Origin of the sequence: Streptomyces sp. NPDC012769, assembly GCF_042901205.1 — a bacterium.
Lineage (GTDB): Bacteria > Actinomycetota > Actinomycetes > Streptomycetales > Streptomycetaceae > Streptomyces.
Genome location: NZ_JBIBCP010000003.1, coordinates 437775 through 460504 on the forward strand (window position 1 = coordinate 437775; position 22730 = coordinate 460504).

The 22730-nt window shown below is 75.3% G+C and carries 16 protein-coding genes and 1 tRNA gene; 8 read left to right on the forward strand and 9 right to left on the reverse strand.

Going from position 1 to position 22730, the window contains the following annotated elements; genetic code table 11:
• The first annotated feature begins 34 nt into the window (after nucleotides 1-34).
• A complete protein-coding gene (locus tag ACFY7C_RS17240; RefSeq protein WP_389650550.1) occupies nucleotides 35-3274 on the forward strand; it encodes a hypothetical protein in 3240 nt (1079 codons plus the stop codon).
• Nucleotides 3271-7599, forward strand: coding sequence for a CHAT domain-containing protein (locus ACFY7C_RS17245; RefSeq protein ID WP_389650553.1), 4329 nt, complete (start codon nucleotides 3271-3273; stop codon nucleotides 7597-7599). The genes ACFY7C_RS17240 and ACFY7C_RS17245 overlap by 4 nt, the downstream gene beginning before the upstream one ends.
• A 57-nt stretch (nucleotides 7600-7656) precedes the next feature.
• Here ACFY7C_RS17245 and ACFY7C_RS17250 read toward each other — a convergent pair whose 3' ends face one another.
• Nucleotides 7657-8634 carry a serine/threonine dehydratase gene (locus ACFY7C_RS17250; protein WP_389650555.1) on the reverse strand — a complete coding sequence of 326 codons (978 nt, stop codon included), beginning with the start codon at nucleotides 8632-8634 and terminating at the stop codon, nucleotides 7657-7659.
• A 176-nt stretch (nucleotides 8635-8810) separates the two neighbouring features.
• Between ACFY7C_RS17250 and ACFY7C_RS17255 the strand changes: the two genes are divergently transcribed.
• Nucleotides 8811-11336: an MDR family MFS transporter gene (locus ACFY7C_RS17255; RefSeq protein WP_389650558.1), complete on the forward strand. Its 2526-nt coding sequence runs from the start codon at nucleotides 8811-8813 to the stop codon at nucleotides 11334-11336.
• On the opposite strand, the gene ACFY7C_RS17260 is transcribed toward ACFY7C_RS17255, so the two are convergent.
• Nucleotides 11237-11992 carry a LysR family transcriptional regulator substrate-binding protein gene (locus ACFY7C_RS17260; RefSeq protein ID WP_389650561.1) on the reverse strand — a complete coding sequence of 252 codons (756 nt, stop codon included), beginning with the start codon at nucleotides 11990-11992 and terminating at the stop codon, nucleotides 11237-11239. The two genes, ACFY7C_RS17255 and ACFY7C_RS17260, sit on opposite strands and share 100 nt — an antisense overlap.
• A gap of 35 nt (nucleotides 11993-12027) precedes the next feature.
• On the opposite strand from ACFY7C_RS17260, the gene ACFY7C_RS17265 reads away from it, so the two are divergent.
• A complete protein-coding gene (locus ACFY7C_RS17265; protein ID WP_389650563.1) occupies nucleotides 12028-12435 on the forward strand; it encodes a hypothetical protein in 408 nt (135 codons plus the stop codon).
• A 60-nt stretch (nucleotides 12436-12495) separates the two neighbouring features.
• On the opposite strand, the gene ACFY7C_RS17270 is transcribed toward ACFY7C_RS17265, so the two are convergent.
• Together ACFY7C_RS17270 and ACFY7C_RS17275 are read right to left on the reverse strand one after the other, a co-directional pair.
• A complete protein-coding gene (locus ACFY7C_RS17270) occupies nucleotides 12496-13650 on the reverse strand; it encodes a C45 family autoproteolytic acyltransferase/hydolase (RefSeq protein ID WP_389650566.1) in 1155 nt (384 codons plus the stop codon).
• 98 nt (nucleotides 13651-13748) lie between these two features.
• The gene (locus ACFY7C_RS17275; protein WP_389650569.1) at nucleotides 13749-15209 is read right to left on the reverse strand and encodes a purine-cytosine permease family protein; all 1461 of its coding nucleotides are present in this window, start codon (nucleotides 15207-15209) and stop codon (nucleotides 13749-13751) included.
• Nucleotides 15210-15339: 130 nt separating this feature from the next.
• On the opposite strand from ACFY7C_RS17275, the gene ACFY7C_RS17280 reads away from it, so the two are divergent.
• A complete protein-coding gene (locus tag ACFY7C_RS17280) occupies nucleotides 15340-15978 on the forward strand; it encodes a TetR/AcrR family transcriptional regulator (protein WP_389650572.1) in 639 nt (212 codons plus the stop codon).
• Nucleotides 15979-16020: 42 nt separating this feature from the next.
• Here the strand turns inward: ACFY7C_RS17280 and ACFY7C_RS17285 are convergent, their stop codons facing one another.
• The 4 genes from ACFY7C_RS17285 to ACFY7C_RS17300 form a co-directional block, all read right to left on the reverse strand.
• Entirely contained in the window at nucleotides 16021-16401 is a 381-nt protein-coding gene (locus tag ACFY7C_RS17285; protein ID WP_389650575.1) for a BlaI/MecI/CopY family transcriptional regulator, read from the reverse strand.
• Nucleotides 16402-16562: 161 nt separating this feature from the next.
• A complete protein-coding gene (locus ACFY7C_RS17290; RefSeq protein WP_389650578.1) occupies nucleotides 16563-17024 on the reverse strand; it encodes an NUDIX domain-containing protein in 462 nt (153 codons plus the stop codon).
• A gap of 15 nt (nucleotides 17025-17039) precedes the next feature.
• Nucleotides 17040-17783 (reverse strand): NUDIX domain-containing protein, encoded by a 744-nt coding sequence (locus tag ACFY7C_RS17295; RefSeq protein ID WP_389650581.1) that lies wholly within the window; start codon nucleotides 17781-17783, stop codon nucleotides 17040-17042.
• Nucleotides 17780-18511 (reverse strand): hypothetical protein, encoded by a 732-nt coding sequence (locus ACFY7C_RS17300; RefSeq protein WP_389650584.1) that lies wholly within the window; start codon nucleotides 18509-18511, stop codon nucleotides 17780-17782. Before ACFY7C_RS17300 ends, ACFY7C_RS17295 begins: the two co-directional genes overlap by 4 nt.
• 126 nt (nucleotides 18512-18637) lie before the next feature.
• On the opposite strand from ACFY7C_RS17300, the gene ACFY7C_RS17305 reads away from it, so the two are divergent.
• The 3 genes from ACFY7C_RS17305 to ACFY7C_RS17315 all read left to right on the forward strand — a co-directional run bounded on the left by ACFY7C_RS17305 (nucleotide 18638) and on the right by ACFY7C_RS17315 (nucleotide 22255).
• Nucleotides 18638-18709 (forward strand) — tRNA-Pro (locus ACFY7C_RS17305).
• A 2-nt stretch (nucleotides 18710-18711) separates the two neighbouring features.
• A complete protein-coding gene (locus ACFY7C_RS17310; protein ID WP_389650587.1) occupies nucleotides 18712-21312 on the forward strand; it encodes a hypothetical protein in 2601 nt (866 codons plus the stop codon).
• A 118-nt stretch (nucleotides 21313-21430) separates the two neighbouring features.
• Nucleotides 21431-22255 (forward strand): arylamine N-acetyltransferase, encoded by an 825-nt coding sequence (locus ACFY7C_RS17315; protein WP_389650590.1) that lies wholly within the window; start codon nucleotides 21431-21433, stop codon nucleotides 22253-22255.
• A gap of 62 nt (nucleotides 22256-22317) precedes the next feature.
• Here the strand turns inward: ACFY7C_RS17315 and ACFY7C_RS17320 are convergent, their stop codons facing one another.
• Nucleotides 22318-22713, reverse strand: coding sequence for a hypothetical protein (locus ACFY7C_RS17320; protein WP_389650593.1), 396 nt, complete (start codon nucleotides 22711-22713; stop codon nucleotides 22318-22320).
• Between the last annotated feature and the right edge of the window lie 17 nt (nucleotides 22714-22730).

Consider the following 22730-nt stretch of genomic DNA (forward strand, 5'->3'; position numbering starts at 1 on the left):
GACCCGGCGGCCTGCCGGGGAACGGGGACACCTCATGGCCGACAACCCGACCGAAGACCCGGCGAACGGCAGCCCGCCGCCCCGGCGCGGCCGCCCGAGCCCGCCCACCCGCAAGCAGTGTGACGCCAACGTCCCGCAGCCACGACGGGACAGCCCGCCCACGCGCGTCCAGCCGACGTCCTCCTCCGCCAAGGCCGAGCCGAGTCCGCCCACGCGCGTCCAGCCGACGTCCTCCTCCGCCAAGGCCGAGCCGAGTCCGCCCACGCGCGTCCAGCCGACGTCCGCCCCTTCCTCCGGCAGGGCCGAGCCGAGCCCGCCCACGCGCGTCCAGCCGTCGCAGACCCCCACCCCGATCCCCACCCCGACCTCCACCCACGACTCCGAGGCACCCACCGGCGCCGTCTCGCACGGCGATCCGCCCACGCGCCGCGAGCCGGGCAGCACCCCGCACGCGGAGTTCCCCGAGGCGTTACGCGACCGCTACCAGCCGATCGGCATCGCGGGCGCGGGGAGCGAGGGGACGGTCTGGCACGTGCGGCTCGCCGACGGGCGCGAGGCGGCGGTGAAGATCGCGCATCTCGGTCAGTCGATGGACATGGACACCCTCGACCACCTCGCCACGCCCGACTTCCGGCGGCACGTCCCCGCGATCCTCGAGTTCGGCGAGCTCCCCGTCGGCGCCGCCCGCTGCGGCTGGGTCGCCATGGAGTATCTGCCCGACACCCTCGACGACCACCTCGCGGGGCGGTCGCGCGACGGCGCCCGCCAGGGCGAGCGGGCGCACACCGAGGAGACGGTCCGCGAGCTCACCGAACTGCTCGACTTCTGGCAGAGCCGCATCGACCGCAACCCGCTCGACCTCAAGCCCGCCAACATCCTCGTCAGGCCCCGCCCCCGGGGCCGCCACGAGTTCGTCGTCGCCGACTTCGGCGGCATCGCCCGCTTCACGGCCAGCCAGAGCTACCGCGACGTCCAGATCACCGCGCTCTACATGGCACCGGAACAGATCGTCAACCAGAACCACAAGGCCACCCCCTGGTGGTCCCTCGGTCTGGTGCTCTACCAGGTGTTCACCGGCCGGCCGTTGTACGTGCTCGACGACGAGGCCCGGATCACCGACACGGCCTGGACCCGCCGGCTGATCATCAGCAACGAGGTCGACCTCACCGCCGTCACCGACCCCCGCCAGAACCTGCTGCTCCAGGGCCTCCTCACCAAGGACCCCGACGACCGGTGGACGGCGGCGGAGGTACGGCGCTGGCTCAAGGGCGAGACACCGCGGGTCGTACGGCCCGACATCCCCGACGCACCGGCCACCGCACGCCACGCCAACCGGCCGATCACCTTCCGCGGCGAGGCCCACCACGAGGCCGAGAGCCTCGCCGCAGCCATGGCCCGGTACTCCCAGGAGGCCGCGGACTGGCTGGCGGGCGGCGGCGGCCGCAGACTCGCGGACTGGCTGCGCGACGAACTGGACGACACCGCCTACGACATCGGGCAGCTGAGGGACCTCCACCAGGGCCCGAACCGGCCCGTCCGCGCCGCCGTCGCGGCCCTCGCGTTCGTCGCCGTGTTCGCGCCCGACGCCACCCCGCAGTACCGCGGCCGGCGCGTCGACGCCGAGGGCGTCGCCCGGATCGCCCAGGGCGGCGACGCCGTCACGTTCATCGACGAACTGCTCGGCGCCTCGGTGCCCACCGTCGCCGCCGGCTTCCGCTGCGGCCACGACGGCTGCGAGGGGCGCTGTCGGCTGCTGCTCGCCCTCGGCGACGAACTCCCGCGCACGGTCGAGGGCGTCCGCGCCGAGGCCGCCACGCTGGGCCACCGCGACGGCCGGACCGCCGACCTCAGCCCGTACGAGCGGAACGCCGCGTACGGTCTGGCCGCGGCGCTCCTCGTCCGCCCCCAGGACCGGAAGCGGGCGCTGCTGCCGCTCACCGGGCTGCCCGGTGCCCTGGCTCCGCTGGCCGCCAAGGCCCCCCTGCTGCTGCTCGTGCTCCTCGCCCATCTGAACGCCGTCCGGCACCGGGTCGGTGCCACCCTGCGCCGCGGCGGCCCGGACGCGGTCTTCCTGCGCCGCTGGGCGGGCCTGCACCGCAGGGCCGCGGCCGGATCGCCGACCACCGTCTCCGGGCGGACGGCCCTGGTCGCGGCGGCCGTGCTGCTGCCCCGGCTGCTGCGCGCCGACGCGCTCGGACAGGACCACGAGGTCACCCTCGCCGAGTGGTGGTCGACCGCCTGGCCGCCGCTGCTGCGCCGAGCCGGCGCGGCCGCCCTCCTCTTCACCTCGGCGTGGTCGCTGATGTGGAGCGGTGCCGTGGCCCGTACCGTCGTCGACAGCGGCATCGGCTGGGCCGCGCTGAAGCCGGACGAACCGCTCGTCGTCCCGCTGACCCGGGCCGCCGACGCGGCGGCCGCGACCCCGGGCGGTCTGTGCGCGGTCGCGCTGGTCGCCGCCGCCGTCTTCGCCGTCCCCCGGGCCCGCGTCCCGGTCCGCGCGCTCGTCCTGTGCGCGGCCCTCGCGCTCGCCGTCGGCTACCGCCGCCCGGACCTGCCCCCGCTCGACCTGCTGCACGCCCCCGACTGGCTGGTGGAGCGGGGCCGGCAGCTGCTCGGCGGCTGGCGCAGCTGGAACGGTGTGGCCGCCCTCGCCGTCCTTCCCCTCTGCCTGATCACGCTGACCTGGGCGTACCAGCTCCTCGGCCGGGCCCGGGCGGACGAGGAGCAGCAGGCCGGACTGCGGCGCGAGCGAGCGGAACGGCGCCGGGCGCGCGCGGGCCTGCCGGGCCGTCCGTACCAGAACGAGGTGCAGTGGCGCATGGGCTCCGACGGCCTGCGCGACCGCGTCCTGTTCGCCCTCGCCGCCGTGGCCACCCTCGTCGTCGTCCTGTGGGCGGCCGTGGAGTTCCGGGTCGCCCTCACCGGCGAGCACCCGACACCCGCGTCCTGGGGCACGGGGCAGGAGGGAGCCGCCTACCAGTCGCACTACCTGGTGGCCTGCGCCGTGCTCTGCGCCCTCGCCGCCCTGTGCACCCCGCGGACCGCGCGCCGGATCTTCGGCTGGGGCCTCGCCGGCGTGGTCGTCTTCGGCGCCTGGCCACCGCCGGTGGAGCCCGCCCGGGCCGTGAGCGTGCCCGTCTGGGAGGCGTTCTTCGCGGAGACCGCCGCGACCTGGGGCCACGCCGCGTTCTGGGCCGCCCTGCTGCTGGCCCTGCCGCTCAGCGCCGCCACCGGCTCCTTCGCCCTGCGCCGTACCAGGAGCGCGGGACGATGACGGGATCCGACGACCGGTGGCGGGAGACCGCAGGGCCGGAGCTGCCCACGGAGGGCGCCGGACCTGCGGAGGCTGCCGCGCCTGCCGAGCCGGAGGTGCCCGCCGAGGGCGCCGATCCGGCGGAACTGGTCGCCGCCGCCCAGCGGCTGCTGGAGCACCACGACGAGCAGGACCGGCCCGAGGACGCCGCCCGCTCGCTGTGGCGCTGCCGCGACGTCCTGCTGCGCGCCCGGGACCTGCTCGAAGAACGGGGCGCGCGGACCGACCCGTACCAACGGGCCTTCGTCCGCTACCTCCACGGCCTCACGCTCTCGGTGGGCTACTGGCAGGCCGTCACCGGACAGGCCGAGGCGTACGGCGTGGAGGACCCCTTCGCCCTGAGGCGGGAGGCGACACCCCTGCTCGCCCTGAGCCGCGCCCTCCTGCCGGAGGACGACCCCGCCCACGCGCACGCCTGCGTACGGCTCGCGCTGTTGCTGCACGATCGGTACGAGAACCCCGAAGAGGGGGCGGGGACGGAGGAGACGGACGGCGACGACGGGCCGGACGACCTGGAGGAGGCGCTCGCCGTCTTCGAGGAGGGGTTCCGGCTCCTCGACGAAGAGCCGCACCCCGGACTGCTCGTCAGCTACGGCTGCGCCCTCGCCGACCGCTACGACCGCGACCGGGACCCGGTGGACCTCCGGACGGCCGCCGCTCTCCTGGAGGAACTCCTCCAGGTGATGCGCCCGGCCGAGCCCGCCGAGTTCTTCGGGCAGGCCGAGCCGGCCGACCTCGGCGAGTCGGCCGAGGCGGATCAGCTGGAGGCCGAGACCCGGGTCCGTCTGGTCCGGCTGCTCCAGGCATCCGAAGAGCCCGACGACGTCGAACGGGCCTCCCACCACCTGGAAGTGCTCGCCGCCACCGCTCCCTCCGACCATCCCGCCCGGATCTTCGCCGCCGGTCACCTCATCGACGTCTATCAGAACCGCGGCGGCGGCAGGGTCCGCCCCGAGGACCGCGCCGCCCGCCTCGCCCGGCTGCGCGACCTGCACCGGCTGATCGACCCCGAGGACCCCGACCACGCCCGTGCGACGGCACTGCTCGGCGCGGCCCTCGCCGAGCGGCCCGAACCGCCCTCCGGATCCGCCGACAGGGATGGTGGGAGCGGTGACGGCGGCGGCGACGGGAGCGGACCGGTGGCCGTCCCGGTCGACCCGGCCGGTCAGGGCCCGACCGACGCCCACCACGAGGCCGTCGTCCTGCTCCGGCAGGCGCTCGGCGGACTCGCCGACGAGGACCCGCTGCGGGCGAGCGGGCACGCGGCACTCGGCAGCCTGCTCAACTCCCTCCACGACTACGAGCCCGAGCGGTACGACGTCGCCGAGGCCGCGTTCCACCTGGAGCGCGCCGTGGAACTCCACCCCGACGACGGCCCGCTGCGCAGCGAGCTGATCAACCACCTCGCCCACGCCACCCTCGCCGACGACCGCGGGGCCCGCAGGATCGAGCACATCGACCGGACCATCGCCCTGCTCAACGAGTCGATGAGCACGCCCTCCGAGACACCCGGCTTCGGCTCCCACGCCCACGGGGCGTACGCCGCCGCGCTCAGTCAGCGCCACGCGCTGACGCACTCCAGTGACGACCTCGACGCCTCCATCCGCCATCTCACCGCCGCCTTCCGGCAGACCTCCGTCTCCGACGTCAACCGGGTGGTCTACCTGCAGAACCTGGGCGTCGGCCTCTACCAGCGCTATCTCGCCGGCGGCGACCTCCAGGACCTGCACACGGCCTACCGCTACCTGGGCGAGGTGGCCGGCGCGGTGTCCGGCGGCGTCAGGGTCTTCACCGGCCACCGGCTGGTCGAGCGGGACCGTCCGTTCCTCGAACACGGCCTGGTCCAGATGCGGTTCATGCTCGCCTTCATCGAGCGCGACACCGAGGGCATGGCGGCCTCGGTCGCGGCCATGCGCCGGCTGCGGGACTCCCTCGACCCGGACGACCCCCGCCGCGCGCCCATCGAGGCGGACTTCGGCCTGAGCCTCTTCATCAACGCCTACTTCAGCGGAAGCGTGCAGGACCGGATCGACGGACTCATGGCCATGGTCGAGAGCGTCGAGTCCTTCCCCGAGGACCATCCCGACCGGCCGCGGCTGCTGCTGAGGACGGCCGGCGCGCTGATGGTCAGCTCGTACACCCCGTACAACGCCCGGGGCATCGAGACCGCCGAGCGCATGCTGCGGGAAACCCTGGCGGCCATGTCGCCGGACAGTCAGGAGGGGCTGCGGGCCACCGCCCTCCTCGCCGTCCTCCTCTTCAACCGCTTCCAGCGGACGGGTGTGCCGGCCGACGCCGACCGGTCCGTCGAGATCGCCCGCGAAGCACGCGAACGGATGAGCCGGCGGGCCCCGACGCCGATGAGCAGCCTGGTCGGTTACGTCCTCGCCGAGGCACTCCGCGCCCGCGCCGCCGCCACCGCGGACCCTGCCACCACCGGTCCTGACACGGACGGCGTACGGGCCGCCGGGGCGGGGGCCGGCAGGGGCCGGGACGACGACCTGCGGGACGCGCGCGAGGCGGGGATCGCCGCGCTGCGCGAGGCAGCGAGCGTGGTCCTGCTCCAGGCCGCCGCCGAACCGGCGCTCCAGATGGCCCGCACCGCGAGCGACCGGGCCCTGCAGTTCGCCCGCTGGTGCCTCGCCGACGGAGACCTGCGGGGCGCCCTCGACGCCCTCGAACTGGGCCGGGGCCAGGTCCTGCACGCCGCCACCACCACCTCCGACCTGCCCGCCCTGCTGCGGGAGGCGGGCCGCCCCGATCTCGCGGAGGAGTGGGACGGCGGCCCCACCGCCTCCGCCGGCGCCTCCGTCGCGGGGGCGGTGGCCGATCTCGGTGCGCTCCTGGAGGGCGCCGGTTCGGGATCGCTGCTCGGGGCGCTCGGCGAGGGCATGGAACCACCGCTCCCCGACGACCTGCGGCAGCGCGCGCTCACGGCCCTGGCCCGTTCCGAGGCGGGCACCCGGCTCACGGCGCCGCCGCCCACCGAGGAGATCGCCGCCACCCTGCGCCGGGCGGACGCCCACGCCCTGGTCTACCTCCTGCCACCCGGAGGCGCCGGCCACCTCCCCGCCGGTACGGGAAGCGGCGGCACCGCCGTCGTCGTGACCCGCGACGGCGAGATCGGCACCGTCGACCTCGGCCTGCTGAGGCGGCGCGGCCTTGACGTCCTGACGGCCTACCGGGAGGCCCACCGGGACCGTCAGACCCTGCTCGACGCCACCGATACGGTCGACGCCGCCGACCCCCACACCGGCCCCGGGCCCGGTCCCGATCCCGTCGCCGCGGCCGCCCGCAAGGCGGAGCTGGAGGCGGCCCACGCGCGCTGGCAGGCGGCGCTCGCCGAACTGTGCGACTGGGCCGGGCCCGTGGTCATGGCCCCGCTCGCCCGCTCACCCCTGATCCGCGCGGTCGGCCCCGACCCCCATCTGGTCCTGGTGCCGTTCGGCGAGCTCGGCGGCATTCCCTGGCACGCGGCGGTCCTGAGCAGCGGTCTGCGCGACGGCGGCCGGCCGGTCCGTGCCGTCGAGCGGATGACGGTCTCGTACGCGGCCTCCGCCCGCCAGCTCCAGGAGGTGACCCGCCGCCCGAGGCTCCCGCTCGACGGCTCGCCCGTGATCGTCGGCAACCCGGACGAGACCCTGCCCGGCGCCGCCGCGGAGGCCCGGCAGATCCACGCCGCCCTTTATCCGGACGGGCTGCTGCTCGGCCGGGTCCGCAAGGCGAAGGGGCCGGGCTCGCCCACCGAGGTCCTGGCCGCCCTGCCCGGCCGTGAACGCGCCGGGGCGTCCGTGCTCCATCTCGCCTGCCACGCCCGTCCTTCCGGACTGTCGCCCCTGGACGCCTGTCTCGTCCTCGCGGCGCCACCCGGCGGGCCCGCGGAACGGCTGTCGGTCCGCGCGATCCTGGAGCAGGCCCGTGGCCGCCCGCCCGGTGCGCCGGGCGGCCTCGTCGTGCTCGACGCCTGCGTCAGCGACCACCTGGCGGGGGACTTCGACGAGTCCCTCACCCTCTCCACGGCCTTCCTCGCCGCCGGAGCGACCGCCGTCGTCGGATCGCGCTGGGAGGTGCCCGACGGTCCGACCGGCCTGATGATGTACGTCTTCCACGACCGCCTCCGCCACGGCGTTCCCCTCGCGCGGGCCCTGCGCGAGACCCAGCTCTGGCTCCTGGACCCGGACCGCCGCCCGCCCGAGGGCATGCCCCGGGCCGTCGCCGACATCCTCCACGACACCGACCCGGCGGCCCCGGAGCTGTGGGCCGCCTTCGCCTGCCAGGGGTACTGACGTCTGCGGCAGGCGGGGCGGGGACCCGCCCCGGGCCGCGGCCGACCGAGACGCTCCCTAGACGTCCGCCACCAGGTCCGTCGGGTCGGTGTTGGCGCCGCAGAGGACCACGCAGACCTTCTCGCCCGGGGACGGGCGGTAGGCGTGCGGGAGGGCGGCCAGGGCGGTGGCGGCGGCGTGTTCGACGGCGAGACGGCGGTCGTCCCACAGCGCCCGGCGGACGCGGACGATCTCGTCGTCCGGGACGAGGACCGAGCGGACACCGTCCTGGAGGGCGGCGTGCAGGGCCGCGGCGGAGGCACGGCGGGCGCCCAGGGAGTCCGCGGCGACCGAGTCGACCGGGACGTCGACCGGAGTGCCCGCCTCCAGCGCCGCGTCGAGCGCCCGGCAACGCTCCGGCTCGACGGCGACGGTACGGATCCCGTGCTGCCGGGCCGCCGTGGCGACCCCCGCGAACAGGCCGCCCCCACCGACCGAGACGACGACCGTGTCCAGATCCGGGACGCGGGCGTGGATCTCCTCCAGGAGGGTGCCGGCCCCGGCGGCGATGAGCGGGTGGTCGTACGCGTGCGAGGCCAGCGCCCCGCTCCGCGCCGCGAACGTCTCGCAGGCGGCCAGCGCCTCCGCGTACTCCGTGCCGACGAGCCGGACCTCGGCGCCGTACCCCACGAGCCGGTCGACCTTCACCTTCGGTGCCGTCACGGGCAGGAAGACGGTGGCCCGCACGCCCTGCTCCCGGGCGGCCCACGCGCAGGCGAGCCCGGCGTTGCCGCCGGAGGCGATGGTCACCCCGGCGTCCGGCAGGGTGCCGGCCTCGGCGTGCGCCCGGAGGAAGTTCCACGCGCCGCGCGCCTTGAAGGACCCCGTGTGCTGGAGGAACTCCAGCGCGAGGAACAGCTCGTGGCCGTGGCCGGACGCTCCGGGCTCGGCGGGTGCGACCGTCACGGGGCGGACATGACCGGCGACGCGTTCGACGGCGCGCTTCACCTCGCCGTAGGACAGGGCCTGCGCCTGGCTGCTCCGGGGAGATTCCATACCGCCGATCATGACACCCGGTGCCCCCACGCGACCAGCGTCTCCCGCTCCCGGGCCTCCAGCTTCTCCCGCCTCCGCGCCCGGCGGGCCCCCCGTCGCCGCGCCCGGCGGTGCGGCCGGGGGAGTTCGGGCGATCACCTGACCGTCGTAGGAGAGTTGCACTATCTTTGCGTCCCGTGGACCAGTTGACCGCCGAAGATCCCACCCGCCTAGGGCCGTACCGACTGATCGCCCGCCTGGGCGCCGGCGGAATGGGCCTGGTCTATCTGGGCCGTTCCGAGGGCGGACGCACCGTGGCCGTGAAGGTGGTGCAGGCAGAGTACGCCGGGAACGCCGAGTTCCGCAGGCGGTTCGCGCGTGAGGTGGCCGCCGCGCGCAGGGTCGGCGGGAGCTGGACGGCCGCGGTGCTCGACGCCGACCCCGAGGCCGCCGTGCCCTGGGTGGCGACCCAGTACATTCCCGGCCCCGACCTGCACACGGTCGTGGCCGAGGACTTCGGCCCGCTGCCCGAGTACTCCGTCCACGCCCTGGCGAACCGCCTCGCCCTCGCCCTGCAGGCGGTCCACGAGGCCGGTCTGATCCACCGGGACCTCAAGCCCTCCAACGTCCTCGTCACCGTCGACGGCCCCCGCGTGATCGACTTCGGCATCGCCCGGGCGATGGACAGCCTCGCCGGGGACAGCCTGCACACCCGCACCGGCATGCTCATCGGATCGCCCGGCTTCATGTCGCCGGAGCAGGTCCGCGGCCTCGAACTCACCCCGGCCAGCGACGTGTTCTGCCTGGGCGCCGTGCTCGTCTACGCGGCGACGGGGCGGATGCTCTTCGGCGCCACGGACACCGGACTCAACGCCCACCTGTTCCGGGTCGCCGAGGAGGAGGCGGACCTCACCGGCGTACCGGACTCCCTGGTCGACCTCGTACGGGCCTGCCTGTCCAAGGATCCCGCCGGGCGGCCCACGCCCCGGGAGGTGGCCGAGGCCACGGCGACGGACCGCGCGTCGGAATGGCTGCCCGGCTCGGTGCTCGCCCAACTTGGACGGCACGCGGCTCAGTTGCTGGACTTCGCCCCGCCGGCCCCGCCGACACCGGTGCCTCAGGCGCCGTCCGGTCAGGCCGTGCCGGCCCAGCACGATCCCCGGGCCGCCCTCGCCCGGCCCGTACCGCCGGCGCCCGCCTACGCGCCCACCGCGCCCGCCCACGGCGGCCCCGCAGCCGGCTTCGGCCCACCGGCCCAGGGGGGATTCGGCCCGCCGTCGGGGCAGCCGGCCGGCCCGGCCGCATGGGCCGCCGCGACCGCCCCGGCGAGCCACGACCCTCGTACGAGGCGCTGGTGGGCCTTGGCGGTGGCCGCCTTCGTACAGCTCCTCGTGGCCATGGAGGTGGCCGTCTTCACCGGCATGGTGCCGGTACTCCACGCCGACCTCTCCATGGACAGCGACGCCCTCGGCCTGATGTTCCAGGTCCATGTCGTCGCCCTCGCCGGACTCCTGCCGCTCGGCGGGCACCTCAGCGACGTACTCGGGCGCAGACGCGTCCTCGTCATCGGTCTGGTCGGCTTCATCCTGGCCGGTGCGCTCGGCGGCACGGCGGCCGACGCCGGGTTGCTGATCGCCGCCCGCGTCCTCCAGGGCGTCTCCGGCGCGCTGCTCACCCCCGCCGCGCTGTCCCTCGTGGCCGCGTCCTTCACCGACCCGAAGGAGCGCCGTACGGCCTTCGGCGTCTACGTCGCGCTCGCCGGCGGCGGCGCGGCGGTCGGCATGCTGGTGAGCGGAGCGTTCCTGGAACTCCTCGGGTCGTGGCGTCTGGCCGTGTACGCCGGCATTCCCCTCGCCTTCGCCGCGCTCGTCGGCACACTCGCCCTGGTGCGCGAGCCGTCCGCCACGGCCGGCGCCGTCCGCTTCGACCCGCTCGGCGTGCTGGTGGGCGGCGCCGGGCTCGCCGCGCTCGTGTACGGACTCGGCCAGGCCGGTTCCGAGGGCTGGACGCACGCGCCGGCCGTCCCGCTCGTCGCCGCGGGGCTCCTTCTCCTCGCGTGCTTCCTGTGGTGGCAGGGCAAGGCCCCGGCGCCGCTGATCGCTCCGTACGCCCTCGGGGACGGCCGCCGAGCCGGATCCCTCGTCGCCCTGACGCTGCTGGGCGTCGGCACGTTCGCCCTGACCGAGGTGCTCGGCCAGGGCCTGCACTACGTGCTGGGTCACCCCCCGATGACGGCCGGACTGCTCGCCCTTCCCTGGCTCGTCGCGACGGTCGTCGCCGCCACCCAGATCTCCGCCCGCCTCGCGACACAGGGCGCTCCCCGGCTCCTCGTCGCCGGCGGCGCGGTGCTCATGGCCGTCGGGCTCGTCCTGCTGACCTGGGTCGGACCCGGCTCCGCGTACGTCACCCACGTCCTGCCCGCCCTGCTGCTCAGCGGGTTCGGCACCGGCATGGCCCTCGTGCCGCTCTACGTCGCCGCCACCGAGGGCATCGCGCCCCAGCACACCGGCGGCGTGGCGGCGGCCCTCGCGGTCGCCGTGGAGATCGGCGCTGCGATCGGGGCGGTGGTCTTCGGCACCGTCCTGCGTGGGGTCGAAGTCCACTTCACGGGAGTGCTGAGGGCCTACGGCACCAGCTTCTGGTGGGGCGCGGGCGCCGCCCTGCTCGCGGCCCTCGTCGGCGCTCTGACGATGACGCCCCGCAGACCGGACGGCGTGCGGTAGGGGCAGAGGAGAGGCAGAAGAGGGCCGCCCGGAACGGGGAGGCTCAGCCAGGGGACGGACTCCCACCCGGGCAGCCGGGTGAGGGTCCGCCTGCCGTCGTGGGGAGAGCCGTCTCGCGCGGAGCCGTTCGCGAGCGGCCCGTCGGAGGAGCCCGCGAGCAGGCCGAGGCGGTGCACCTGGGCACAGACGTCCGCCAGGGCGGTCAGCGCGGGCCGGTCGCCACCGGCCGTCGGCCACACCACGGCCAGGGTGCACTCCGTGAGGTCGGGCACCGGCAGATAGCGCAGGTCCGGGCGGGGACAGAGCCGGGCGGCCGCGGACGGCACGAAGGCGACCGCCCCGCCGAACGACACCACGGACAGGAGCGACTCGAACCGGGAGACCCCGTGGTCGGTGTAGCGGACCGGCTCACCGTCCGGGCGGGGATCGGCGGCCCAGAACTCCCTGGCGCCCCGGAACGTCCCCGGCGCCTGACCGACCACCGGACGGCCGGCCGGCTCCGCCAGGGTCACCGACGGGCGCCCGTCGGCCGGCGGATCCGACGCGGCCACGCACACCAGGCGCGGCTCCACCACCAGCGGCGCCACGCGCAGCCCATCGGGGACGGGCAGATACGCGAAGGCGGCGTCGATCTCGCGGTCCTGAAGGGCCGACATCTGCTCGGCGAAGTCGAAGACCCGTGGCGGGCGTGGTGGGCGAAGGACGCGTCGGCGCCGCCGTCATGGTGTTCCCGCTCGGCGCGCTGGGCTTCGCGATCGTCCCCGGCCTGCAGGCGCGGGTGCTCGGCGCCGCCGCCCACACCCACCTTGGCGCTCGCCGTGAACTCCTCCGCGTACCAGCTCGCGGCGGCGTGCGCCTCCTGGCTCGGCGGCCGGGTCATCGAGAGCCCGGCCTGGGACCGCGCGGCATCTACCCGGTGGCCGCCGCCCTCACCGTCCTCGGCATCCTGGCGAGCCTGCTCGCCTGGCGTCAGGACCGCCGTACGGCGACGGCCAAGTCCGTTCCCGCAGCCGCAGCCGCAGCCGAATCCGGCGCGGACGCCGCCCCGGACGCCGCTCCGGGGGCCGCTCCGCGGGCGACGGAGGCCCCCGCGCCCTGACGCCGAGCGCCCCGCCCTCGGCCCCCGGGCCCCCGGCCCCTCGGCGCGCCGGCTCTCCGCTCAGGCCGTCAGCCGGATCCAGGGCCGGGTGCGGTGCTCGGCCGGTGTGCCGTCGAGGATTCGGGCCGTGCGGGAGGCCGGGTCGAGGACGACCGTGGCGAGACTCGCCCAACGGCGGCCGATCGGAGCGGCCATGTCCGGGACACAGGTCACGGGCGGCTCGCCGGGCCCGGTGACCAGCTGCCGAAGCAGCTCGTCACCGGGCCCCGCCTCCTTCACCCTCTCGTCGAGCGGCTCGCGCCGGCCCGGCGGGCGGGTCAGCCGGTCACGCAGGAAGCCGAACCGCTCCCCGGAGTCGGGCTGGTAGAGCCAGGTCTTCTCCCGCGCGGCCGGTTCCCCGGTGAGGAAGTGGTTGGTCCGCAGATGCGTGCCGTCGCCCACCCGACGGGCCTCGAAGACGCCCACCGGACTGATGTCGAGCAGGACGGCGCTGTCCGGGTCGAAGAGCATGAACGAACCGGACGACGTGACCGGGGCGGAGCGGACGATCTCCCGCGCGTGGGCGACGCTCTCGGCCTCCTCCAGGACGAGTGCGGCGAGCACATGGACGGGGACGCCGCCGACGCGGTCGTCGTGATGCCCCAGGATGTTGAAGTGCAGCGCGAGCCCGGCGCTGTTGACGCCGATCTTGGCGAGGATGCCGTGCTCGGTGAGTCCGACGTAGCGGTGGGCCCCGCCCGCCGATTCCAGGGTGTGCCAGGAGGCGGCGAGTTCGATGTGCCAGTCCCAGGTCTGGACGCCGACGTGGGTGGTTCCCGCGCCGTCGGCCGTACGGACCCGGCGGACGATCGTGGAGCATTCGCCCGGCGGTACGGCGGCCGAGCGGGCCAGGATCTCGGTACGGGCGTTGAGCGCGGCGATCCGCCAGGGCTCGACCCCGGCCCCCTCGGCGATGCCCTCCAGCTCCGCGCGCAGCACCGGACGGAAGGCGTCGACCGCGTCCAGGGCCCGCCGGGCGTCGTCCCGGACCGCGCCCGGTCGGATGCCGCCGAGGGCGAACAGCCGGTCGTACGTCTCGATCGCGCCGTGCAGCGGCGGGGTGAGCCGCCGTCCCCGCTCGTACCCCCGGCGGCGGGGGTCGGGGTCGGCGACGGCCACGTGCGGCCGGTGCTCGGGGCGGGGGAACGGGGCCGGGGCCGGCGAGGCGATGGTCACGGGTGTGGGCTCCTGAGGGGTGTACGGGGAGGGGTGGCGCGGGCGATCGTTCGGGGCCCGCCGGGGCTCGGGGCGGTCGCGTTTCGGGCGGGTCGCGGTCAGCTTCGGGCGGTCGCCGTCGTGGGCGGCAGTGTGCCCAGGATCCGGGAGAGCGACCAGTAGAGGAGAGAGGAGCCGAGCAGGCCGACCGGGACGGCGAGGTTGAGGCCGTCCAGGCTCGCGGAGACGGGGCCGGCCCAGAAGGCGGAGCTCGCGCACAGGGCCGCCGCTGCGGCGCCGGTGACGGTGGCGAGGACACCGGCCCAGTTGACGCCGCCGCGATACCAGTAGGGGCCGGTACGGCTCTGGTCGTGCAGGGCCGCGCCGTCGTAGCGGCCCCGGCGCAGCACCACGTCGGTCGCGTACACGGCCATGGTGGGGCCGGTGATGATCACGACGAGTTCCATCATGGCGTTGACGGCGGTGAGGAAGTCGAACACCAGGATCGCGAACAGGGTCATCGCCGTGCCGATCACACCGACGACGACCACCGCGGCGACGCGGGGGAGCCGGACGCCGATCGACTGCAGGGACAGGCCGGCGCTGTACGCGGTCATGCCGTTGTTGGCCATCGTGTTCAGGACCACGCCGATGACGAGGACGGGCACGAACCAGCCGGGCATGACGCTCTCCAGGGCGGCCTGTGGGTCGCTCATGTCGAGCGTCGTGGCCGCGAGCGCGCCGACGCCCGTGAACAGGACGCTCGGCAGGAACGCCCCGGCCGCGGTCCACAGCGCGACGGCCGTCCCACCGGTCTCGCGCGGCAGGTAGCGGGCGAGGTCGGGGCTGTTGGCGTACGACAGCGGGGCGGAGGCCACGAGCGTGAAGCCGGTCGCGAGGGCGACGGCGTGGCCGAGCCCGGTGAGGGGTTCGGCCGGGGCGTACGACCAGTCGGCGCGCAGGGCGACGAGGACCGAGACGACCAGGAAGACGAGGGTGAGCAGGACCGTCAGGGCCGAGTAGAGGCGCACGATGGTCGCGTGTCCGTAGATCGCGACGAGGACGGTGCCGCCGGCGATCAGACAGATCACGACGGTGTCGAGGCCGGCGGATTCGGGCAGTCCGAGCCGGCCGGCGAGGCCGATCCCGGCGACGGAGGCGGCCGACCAGTTGAGCGCGAGGTAGAGGGCGGAGATCAGCCAGCCGGTGACCGCGACGACCGCCTTGTTGCCGAGGACGCCGTAGATCGCCCGTGACACCACCGAGCCGGTGGTGCCCGAGGCGGGGCCGCTGATCGCGATGAAGCCGGTGAGCAGCCAGCACAGGTTGCCCACGACGGTCACGGCCAGCGCCTCGACGAGGGGGAGGCCGATGAGGACGAGGGTGGCGCCGACCACGAAGCTGAGATAGCTGACGTTCGGGGCGGCCCAGAGCGCGAAGAGCTCGCGGGGCGAGCCGTGCCGCTCGGCGTCGGGCACGCAGTCGATGCCCCGGGTCTCGACCTGTCCGGCCCGGTCGACACCGGTGGGCGCGGAGTCGGTCCGGCCGGCCACGTCGTGGCGTGCGGGGGAAGAGGCCATGGAGGTGTCCTTGTCCGAGGAGGGCGCCGGGTGCGCCGGCCGGCGAGTGACGGGTGACGGGGGCAGGCGGGAGCTTTATTGGTGCGGTAACCAATAGCTTGTTGGTGCGTCATCCAATAGGCTGTGCGGTGTGACGTCAACCCCCCGGAGCACCCGCATCCGCAAGCCCCCCGCCGAGCGGCGCGCGGAGATCCTGGACACCGCCGCCCGCCTCGCCCTGGAGCACGGCCTCGAGCGGGTCACCATGCAACTGGTGGCCGGTGAGCTGGGCGTACGGCCCGGTCTGATCAGCCACTACTTCCCGGCGATCGACGCCCTGCTCTGCGAGGCCTTCGCCCGCGCCGTCACGCGCGAGCGCGACGCCCTGCTGCCGGACGCGGACCGGGCGCTGCCGCCCGTGCGCCGGATGGCCCGCTTCCTCGACCGCGTCGGCGACGCCGACTTCGCCAACCTCGGGCGCCTCTGGCTGAACGCCCGCCACCTCGCCCGCTACCGGCCGAACCTGCGGCGGGTGGTCGCCGAACAGGAGGCGGTGATGCGGGAGATGCTGACCGCTCTCATCGAAGACGGCGTCCGCGCGGGCGACTTCGTCACCGACGACCCGTCGGCGGCCTGCGTGGTCGTCCTCGTGACCATCGACGGTCTCGACTCGTACTCCAACGTCGACGACGACGTGGCCCCGTGCCACCCCGTCCTCGACACCCTCGTCGTGCGGGTCGCGGAACGCGAACTGGGTCTGCCGCAGGGAGCGCTGAGCAGCGGAGGCTGATCCTCGCGGCGCCCGGGTCCGCGACCTGGGCCGCCCAGGGGTCTACGGGCCGGGGCGCGGTCCGGCCCGGCCGGTGACGGTGCGCAGGGCGGCGCGCAGCGCGGCGAGTTCGTGCTCGTCGAGGTTCTCCACGAAGCGGAGGAGCACGGCGGACAGGTCCTCGCCGGCGCGCAGACCGTCCTCCATCAGTGCCGCCGCGTACGCCTCCCGGGTGGCCGGGGCCCGGTACACCCAGACGCGGCCGTCCCGTTCGCGGGTGAGATAGCCCTTGTGGAACAGGATCGTGGTGACGGTGGTCACGGTGGTGTACGCGATGTCCCGGTGCCGGTTGATGTCGTCGACGATCTCGCGCACGGTGGCGGGGCGGTTCCACCGCCAGAAGCGGTCCATGATCTCCGCCTCCAGGTCCCCCAGCCGACGCATGGGCCGCTGTCCTCTCCGCCGACGTCTCCCCGTACGAACATTCCCGGCACGCATAGTAGACGCGCAGCTCATGGGGCCGGGGTCCGCGGCACCCGCCCCGTCCCGCCCCGCCCCGTCCTGCCCCGCCCCGTCCCGGCCCGCCGAGTCCTGCCCGGTGGCGTTCAGCCCGCGCGTACGAGATGCAGCGCTTCCGCGGCGGCCGGGGAAAGCTCCGCGGGGCTCAGCTCCGACAGCGGCCGCCAGGCGACCGCCTCCGTCGAGCCGCCGGACTCCAGGGCCTCCGGCGGTGCGCCGGGGCCGAGCGTCACCTCGTAGAAGAGCGCGACGAGATGCCAGTGCACCCCGTTCCGTACGACGGTGTACGACCGGGCGTCGAGCAGCCGGGCCTCGACGAGCTCGAGGCCTGTCTCCTCCCGCAGCTCGCGCGCCAGCGCCTCGACGGGCTGCTCGCCGTGGTCGATCCCGCCGCCCGGAAGATGCCAGGTGCCGGGGGCGAAGACCGGTGAAGCCTCGGAGAGCCGGGTGAGCAGCATCCGTTCGTCCTCTACGGCGATCGCGTAGGCAGACGTGCGCGAGCGCGCCCGGGTTCTGGCATCCGTGCCCATCCCGTCACGATCCGTCACGGCCCTCGTCGCTCCTCATCGGTTCTCGGTGGACCGGTCGTACCGGTCGTACCGGTCGAGCAGTTGGGGCAGATAGTCGGCCCCCGGACCCAGGAGCGCGGCCTCCGTGGACGACGACACGAAGGCGATCGCGTCGAGCTCGTCCTCGGTGAGCGCGGCGTGCCGACGCCGCACCAGGGCGGCGGGCAGGGCCGGAGCCAGGAAGTGGAAGCCGAGGCTGCCGAAGCGGGCCTGCCGGGTCACCGCCCACAGGCGTGGCGCGTTCTCCGGCAGCCGGACGCCGAGCTCCTCCGCGAGCTCGCGGACGGCGTGCCGTCGGAGCACCGCCAGGTCCAAGAGGGCCCCGGGCGGCGGAGGTTCCGCCGCGCCGCCGGGCAGCGTCCAGCGGCCGGGCGCGGCGGTGGCGGCGGAGCCGCGGCCCACCACCAGGCCCTCGTCGGTGGGCAGCAGCACGGTCACGAAGACCGAACCGGGCACCTCCTCGGCCGGGCGGAGCGCGCGCAGCGCCCGGTACCGGTACGTCATCCTCGCCCACCGCACCGTGCAGCGCTCCGGCGCCGGCCGGTCGAGGCCCAGGCTCGCGACGAGGGGCCCGTCGAAGGTGGCCGGGTTGCGGGCCGTGGTCCGCACCCACAGTCGGTCGACCTCGCGCCGCTCCTCCGGCGACAGCGAGGGCGGCGGGCACTCGGCGAAGCCGATCCCCTCGGTGTCCACGAACGCGACGGGCTCCGCAGCGGGCGCCGAACCGGACCCGCTCATGCCGCCGTGTCCCATGCCGTCGTCAGTCCTTCCAGCCACGCGGGCGGGAGTTCGGCCGCGTCCCACTCCTCGCGCAGGCTCTCCGGCGTCGTGGTGAGCCGTTCCAGGACGGCGATGCTGGTGGGGGAGTGGAGCAGGGAGTAGCGGCCGTGGATGGCGATGGGGCTGCCCGGGCCGAACTCCGCGTACATCCGCTCCACCCGGGCGCGATGCGTCGACGCGAACTCCGTGAGCCGGCCCGCGTACCCGGCCCGCCCGCGCGCGCTCATCGTGCCGAGGACGGCCGTGAGGACCTGCTCGGAGACCTCCGGGTCGAGGTCGGAGACGGTGGTGAAGGAGAGATAGAGCGGCAGGACCACCACCTTCGCCCGTTCCAGCTCCATCCGGCCGACCGGCGGCCGGGGCTCAGCGTCGGCGGCGGGCCCGTGGGCGCCCACGACCTGACGCAGGGTCCGCTCCGCGATGCCGCCGAGCCCGTCGGCCACGGTGTGGGCACCGTCGAGCCAGCCGGACGTGTAGGGCTCGCCCTTCTCCACGGGCGCACGGCGGGCGAGACCGTCGAGCTCCTCGTGGGCGAGGGCGAGGGCCCCGGCCTCGACGAGCCCGATCAGCTCCTCGGCGTCACCGGAGTAGACCCCGGCCCGGGCGAGCAGCTGGACGAGGGTCTTCTTCGCGTTGAGGACGTCGGCCGCGTCCAGCCGCTGCCGGCCTTCCTCGGTGGCGTTCATGGGGTCCTCCTTGTCGCATGGGCCGCGCCGCCGTGAGCCTACGTGGCCGCGATGTCCGCCCGCTCCCGGGCACACGGGAAAACCCGTTGTCCGGCTCGTGGCGGCGTCACTAACGTCGGGTGGCGACGACGTGTAGCTCAGCAGCAGAGCGCCGGGCTCGGGACCCGGAGGGCGCGGGGGCGGAACCCGCCACGTCGGCTATGAACGCAGACAACGCCTACGGCGCAGACGATCCCCGCCACGCCGACGAGGCCTCCAGGGCCGACAACGCCGATCCGGTCGCCGACAAGGGCGACGACGCGGACGCCGAGCAGCAGCCCCCGGCGACGACGTTCCGCTCCTACGCCGAGGGCCGGCTGGCCCGCGCCTTCGTCACCGCCCACACCCACGCGGACCCCGCCACCAGGGACCGGGCGCAGGACCGGATACGCGGCTGGCGCCAGGTGCTCGCCGGCGTCGCCGCAGGCACCCTCCGCATCGGGTCCCGCACGCCCGTGTCCGGGCTGCCCGCCTGGGTGACGCCCGAGGTGCTGCACGGCGGCTTCGCCACCGGCTCCGCCCGCGCGGAGGGCCCGCTGCTCCCGTACGAGACGGCGGCGGCCCGGCGGGCGGGGGTGCCGGAGGAGCGCGCGGCCCTGTTCGCCCACTACCTCACCGAGCCCGGCCTGCGCGAGCTGTGGGACCTGCTGGACTCCGGCCGCTACGAGGTGACGCTGCCCGAGGAGGCCGCCCTGCTCACCGTGGCCTGGCTGGTACGGGAAGGGACGGCGGCCGCGGCGCTCGAACTCGTCCTGGAACTCAGCCCGTTCGCCGACCGGCTGCGCTTCACCCCGCGACCGGCCGAGGTGCCGGCCCCGCGACCCGGCGCCGTCCACCGCCGTACCGTCGGCGACGCCGTCTCCGCACTCGTCCGGCGCGAGCTCAGCCCGGCCGTCGAGGCCCAGCGGGAGGCACTCACCATCTGGCGGCCCTTCACGGACGACCTGCTCCGCCACTGGCTGGAGACGGCGACCCCGGACGGCCGCGAGCCCGGGCGGGGGCCCGACCGGGAGGACGAGCGGGAGGACGGCCGCGCATCCGGTCGGGAGTCCGGGCGCGAGGCAGCCCGCGGGCTCGGGCGTGGGTCTGGGCACGAGGCAGTCCGGGAGCCCGGCGGGGAGAGCGGCCGCGAGCCCGTCCGGGTCCTCGACCGGGAGCCGGACGCGGGCTGGCGGGAGCGCGGCGCCGAGCTCCTCGCACGTTACGCACGGCTCGCCCGCCAGCACACCCGGTGCGGCAGGCACCGCGACCCCAAGAGCAACGAGGGCATCCTGCGGGCCGCGCTGGAGGAGACGGTCGCGGGCCGGCCGCTGGACGCGCGGCGGCTCGGACTGCTGCGGCACGCCGTCGCGTCGATGGTGCGGAAGCGGGGACTGCCCGGTTCCGCACGGCACGCGGCCCTCCGCCGCGCCCAGGCCGCGCAGGCCGCGTTGCCGTCCCACCGCGATGTGGCACTCGTCGTCGCGGAGCGGCTCTCGGACCTGCCGCAGCAGACCGGCGTGGCCGACATCGAGCCGCTCGTGGCCCCGGTCACCCGGGCCGAGTCGGAGCGCACCGGCCTGCCGACGGGGACGGCGGTGCCGTCGGCCGTGCGGCGGCACGTCGAGGGGGCACTGAGCGCGCCGCTCGCCACCCTGGTGGCACGGGGCATCGTCCCGTCGGCGGAGGCGATGGCCGAACTCGTGCCCCCGATCGTGGCGGAGGAGACCGCCGCGGCGTACCCGGACCTCTCGCTCCGGACCCTGATGGCCGCGCACTACCGCGCCTTCCGCAACCGCCGATCGCTGCTGCTGCTCGACCTCCAGCGTCAGGTGCGGCCCGAGGAACTGCCCTGGGTGCGGGCGGTGGAGCCGTACCGCCGCGAAGAAGGCGTGGACGACGGTGCCGGCCGCGGCCGCCGCGACGGCAGGGCGGCCGCGCGGGCCGCGGTCCGGGAACTGGCGGAGGCGGCGATGGCCGGCTTCCCCGGCACCCTGCTGCCCAACCCGCTGGTACGGGAGCTGAGCGTCCTCGTCCGCCGCACGGGCGACGACGCCCCGCTGGTCGAGGAGCTGGCCGCCGACATCTTCATGGGGACCTTCGCCCGCAAGTTCCTCACCGCGGCGGACATCGCGGCCGAACTCCTCGGCGGCGGCTCGCTGTACGAGCGGTACTACGGCATCGACTACGCGGCCGTCCGAGCCCTCGCCGGCCGGAGGGGCGACGCCACCGGGATGACACCCGAGTTCGCCGCGCTGTGCCACGAGCGGGCCGGGTCCCCGAAGGACAGCTGGTCCGTCGCGGCCAACGGCACGGTGATCGAACAGGCGCAGATCCTCACCACGCACAACCTGGCCACCCTGGTCCACCGGTTCGGGGCGGAGCCCGAGCCGGGCTGGGCGGAACTGGCCCGCCGCTGCCACACGACGGTGTGCCGTCTGACGGAGCGCGCACAGCACACCCCGTACCCCCTGGCCACCCTCAAGGACACCGCCTACGCCTGGCGGCAGATGGTGTTCCACCTGTCGCTGTGCGAACCGGCGGAGCGGGACGCGTTCCTGGCCCGGCTCCCCGACGAGACGGCCCGCCACCGCCCGGTCGTCGCCGCGCGCCTGGCGCCGGCCCTGGAGGGCCTGCGCCTGGTGGCGGCCGGAGGGTCCTTCGCCGACGACGGCACGGCGGACGCGGGCCGGGCCCGCCGCCTGACCGGCTGGACCGTCTCGCGCCACTGGCTGCACCCGGCGTCACCGGTGTCACCAGCGTCATCCGCCGCGCCGTCGTAGCGCGGACGATTCCCCCCGTACCTCCCCTCCGCTCGGGCCGAAGTCCTAGGACCGGCCCGGCGACCGATACGACGTCAGGCCGAAGCGGTGGCAGCCTCCGACTGCGTACGGTGGGCGCATGAGCATCGACCTCCGCGCCTACCTCGACCGCATCGGCCTGCGTCTCCCGGCGGACTCCCGCCCCACTCTCGACGTGCTGCGGGAGGTGCACCGCGCGCACATACAGGGGATCCCGTTCGAGAACCTGGACGCCGTCCTCGGCAGCGCGCCCTCCCTCGCACTGCCCGATCTGGAGGCCAAGCTCGTCCGGGGCGAGCGCGGAGGCTACTGCTACGAGCACAACACCCTGCTGGCCGCGGCCCTCACCGCCCTCGGCTTCCGGGTCACGCTGCTCACCGCCCGCGTGCTGGTCGGCGCCCGGCCGGGCGAGATCCGGCCCCGTACGCACATGCTGATGCTGACCGACGTGCCGGGCGAGCCCGTGCCGTACGTGACCGACGTCGGCTTCGGCAGCATCGGCGCCCTGCTGGAGCCGCTCCCGCTGACCGTCGGCCCCGAGCTGCACGACGCTCCCCGCCGGCACCGGCTCGTCCACGCGCCGCACGACGGGCCGCTGGAGCTGTGGGTGCTCCAGACGTACCTGCCGGCGGAGGGCGAGTGGGAGGACCAGTACTCCTTCACCGTCGAGCCGTTCGAGGCGGCCGACTACGAAGTGATCAACTGGCACATCGCCACCAACCCCCGCTCGCCGTTCGCCCGCGGGGTCTACGCCCAGCGCACCACCGCCGACACCCATCTCTCGCTCAGCGGACTCCGCCTCACCGAGACGGCCCCCGACGGCACCCTCAAGGAGCGGGATCTGGCGGACGCCGACGAGGTGCTGCGCGTCCTGCGGGACGACTTCGGCATCCGGCTCCCGGACGGCACCCGCCTGCCGGAGTGACGGCCCGGGCCGCCGGGCCGGCCGCCGGGCCTCACGTGTCCCCGTGTGTCCCGGCCCGTCGGCTATCGCGGTACGACCACGACCTGGACGTCGTCCTCGTAGACGATCCGCCCCGGATCCGCCGACTCGACCCGCACGCACGGCACGCCGTGCGCGGCCAGCAGCTCCAGATAGCCCGGCACCCGGTCGAGCAGGTGGGTGGCCGTCGTCTTGAACCAGGCGACGGCACCGGGGTTCACCCGGTGGTCGTAGACGGTCGGGTCGGTGAGGGACGGATCGGGGTAGGCGGCGTCGTACCAGTCGTTGGCGGCCCGCCAGAAGCGGTGCTGCTCCTCGCTGAGCCGCCCCTCCCGGGCCAGGCCGTTGGCCAGCGCGAAGACGCCGGGGAAGTGCCCGCGCGGGCTGCGCACGGTTCCCTGGTAGCGCACGAACAGCGGGGACGAGGTCGTCTGCGGCATCGCAGCAGTATCCCGGA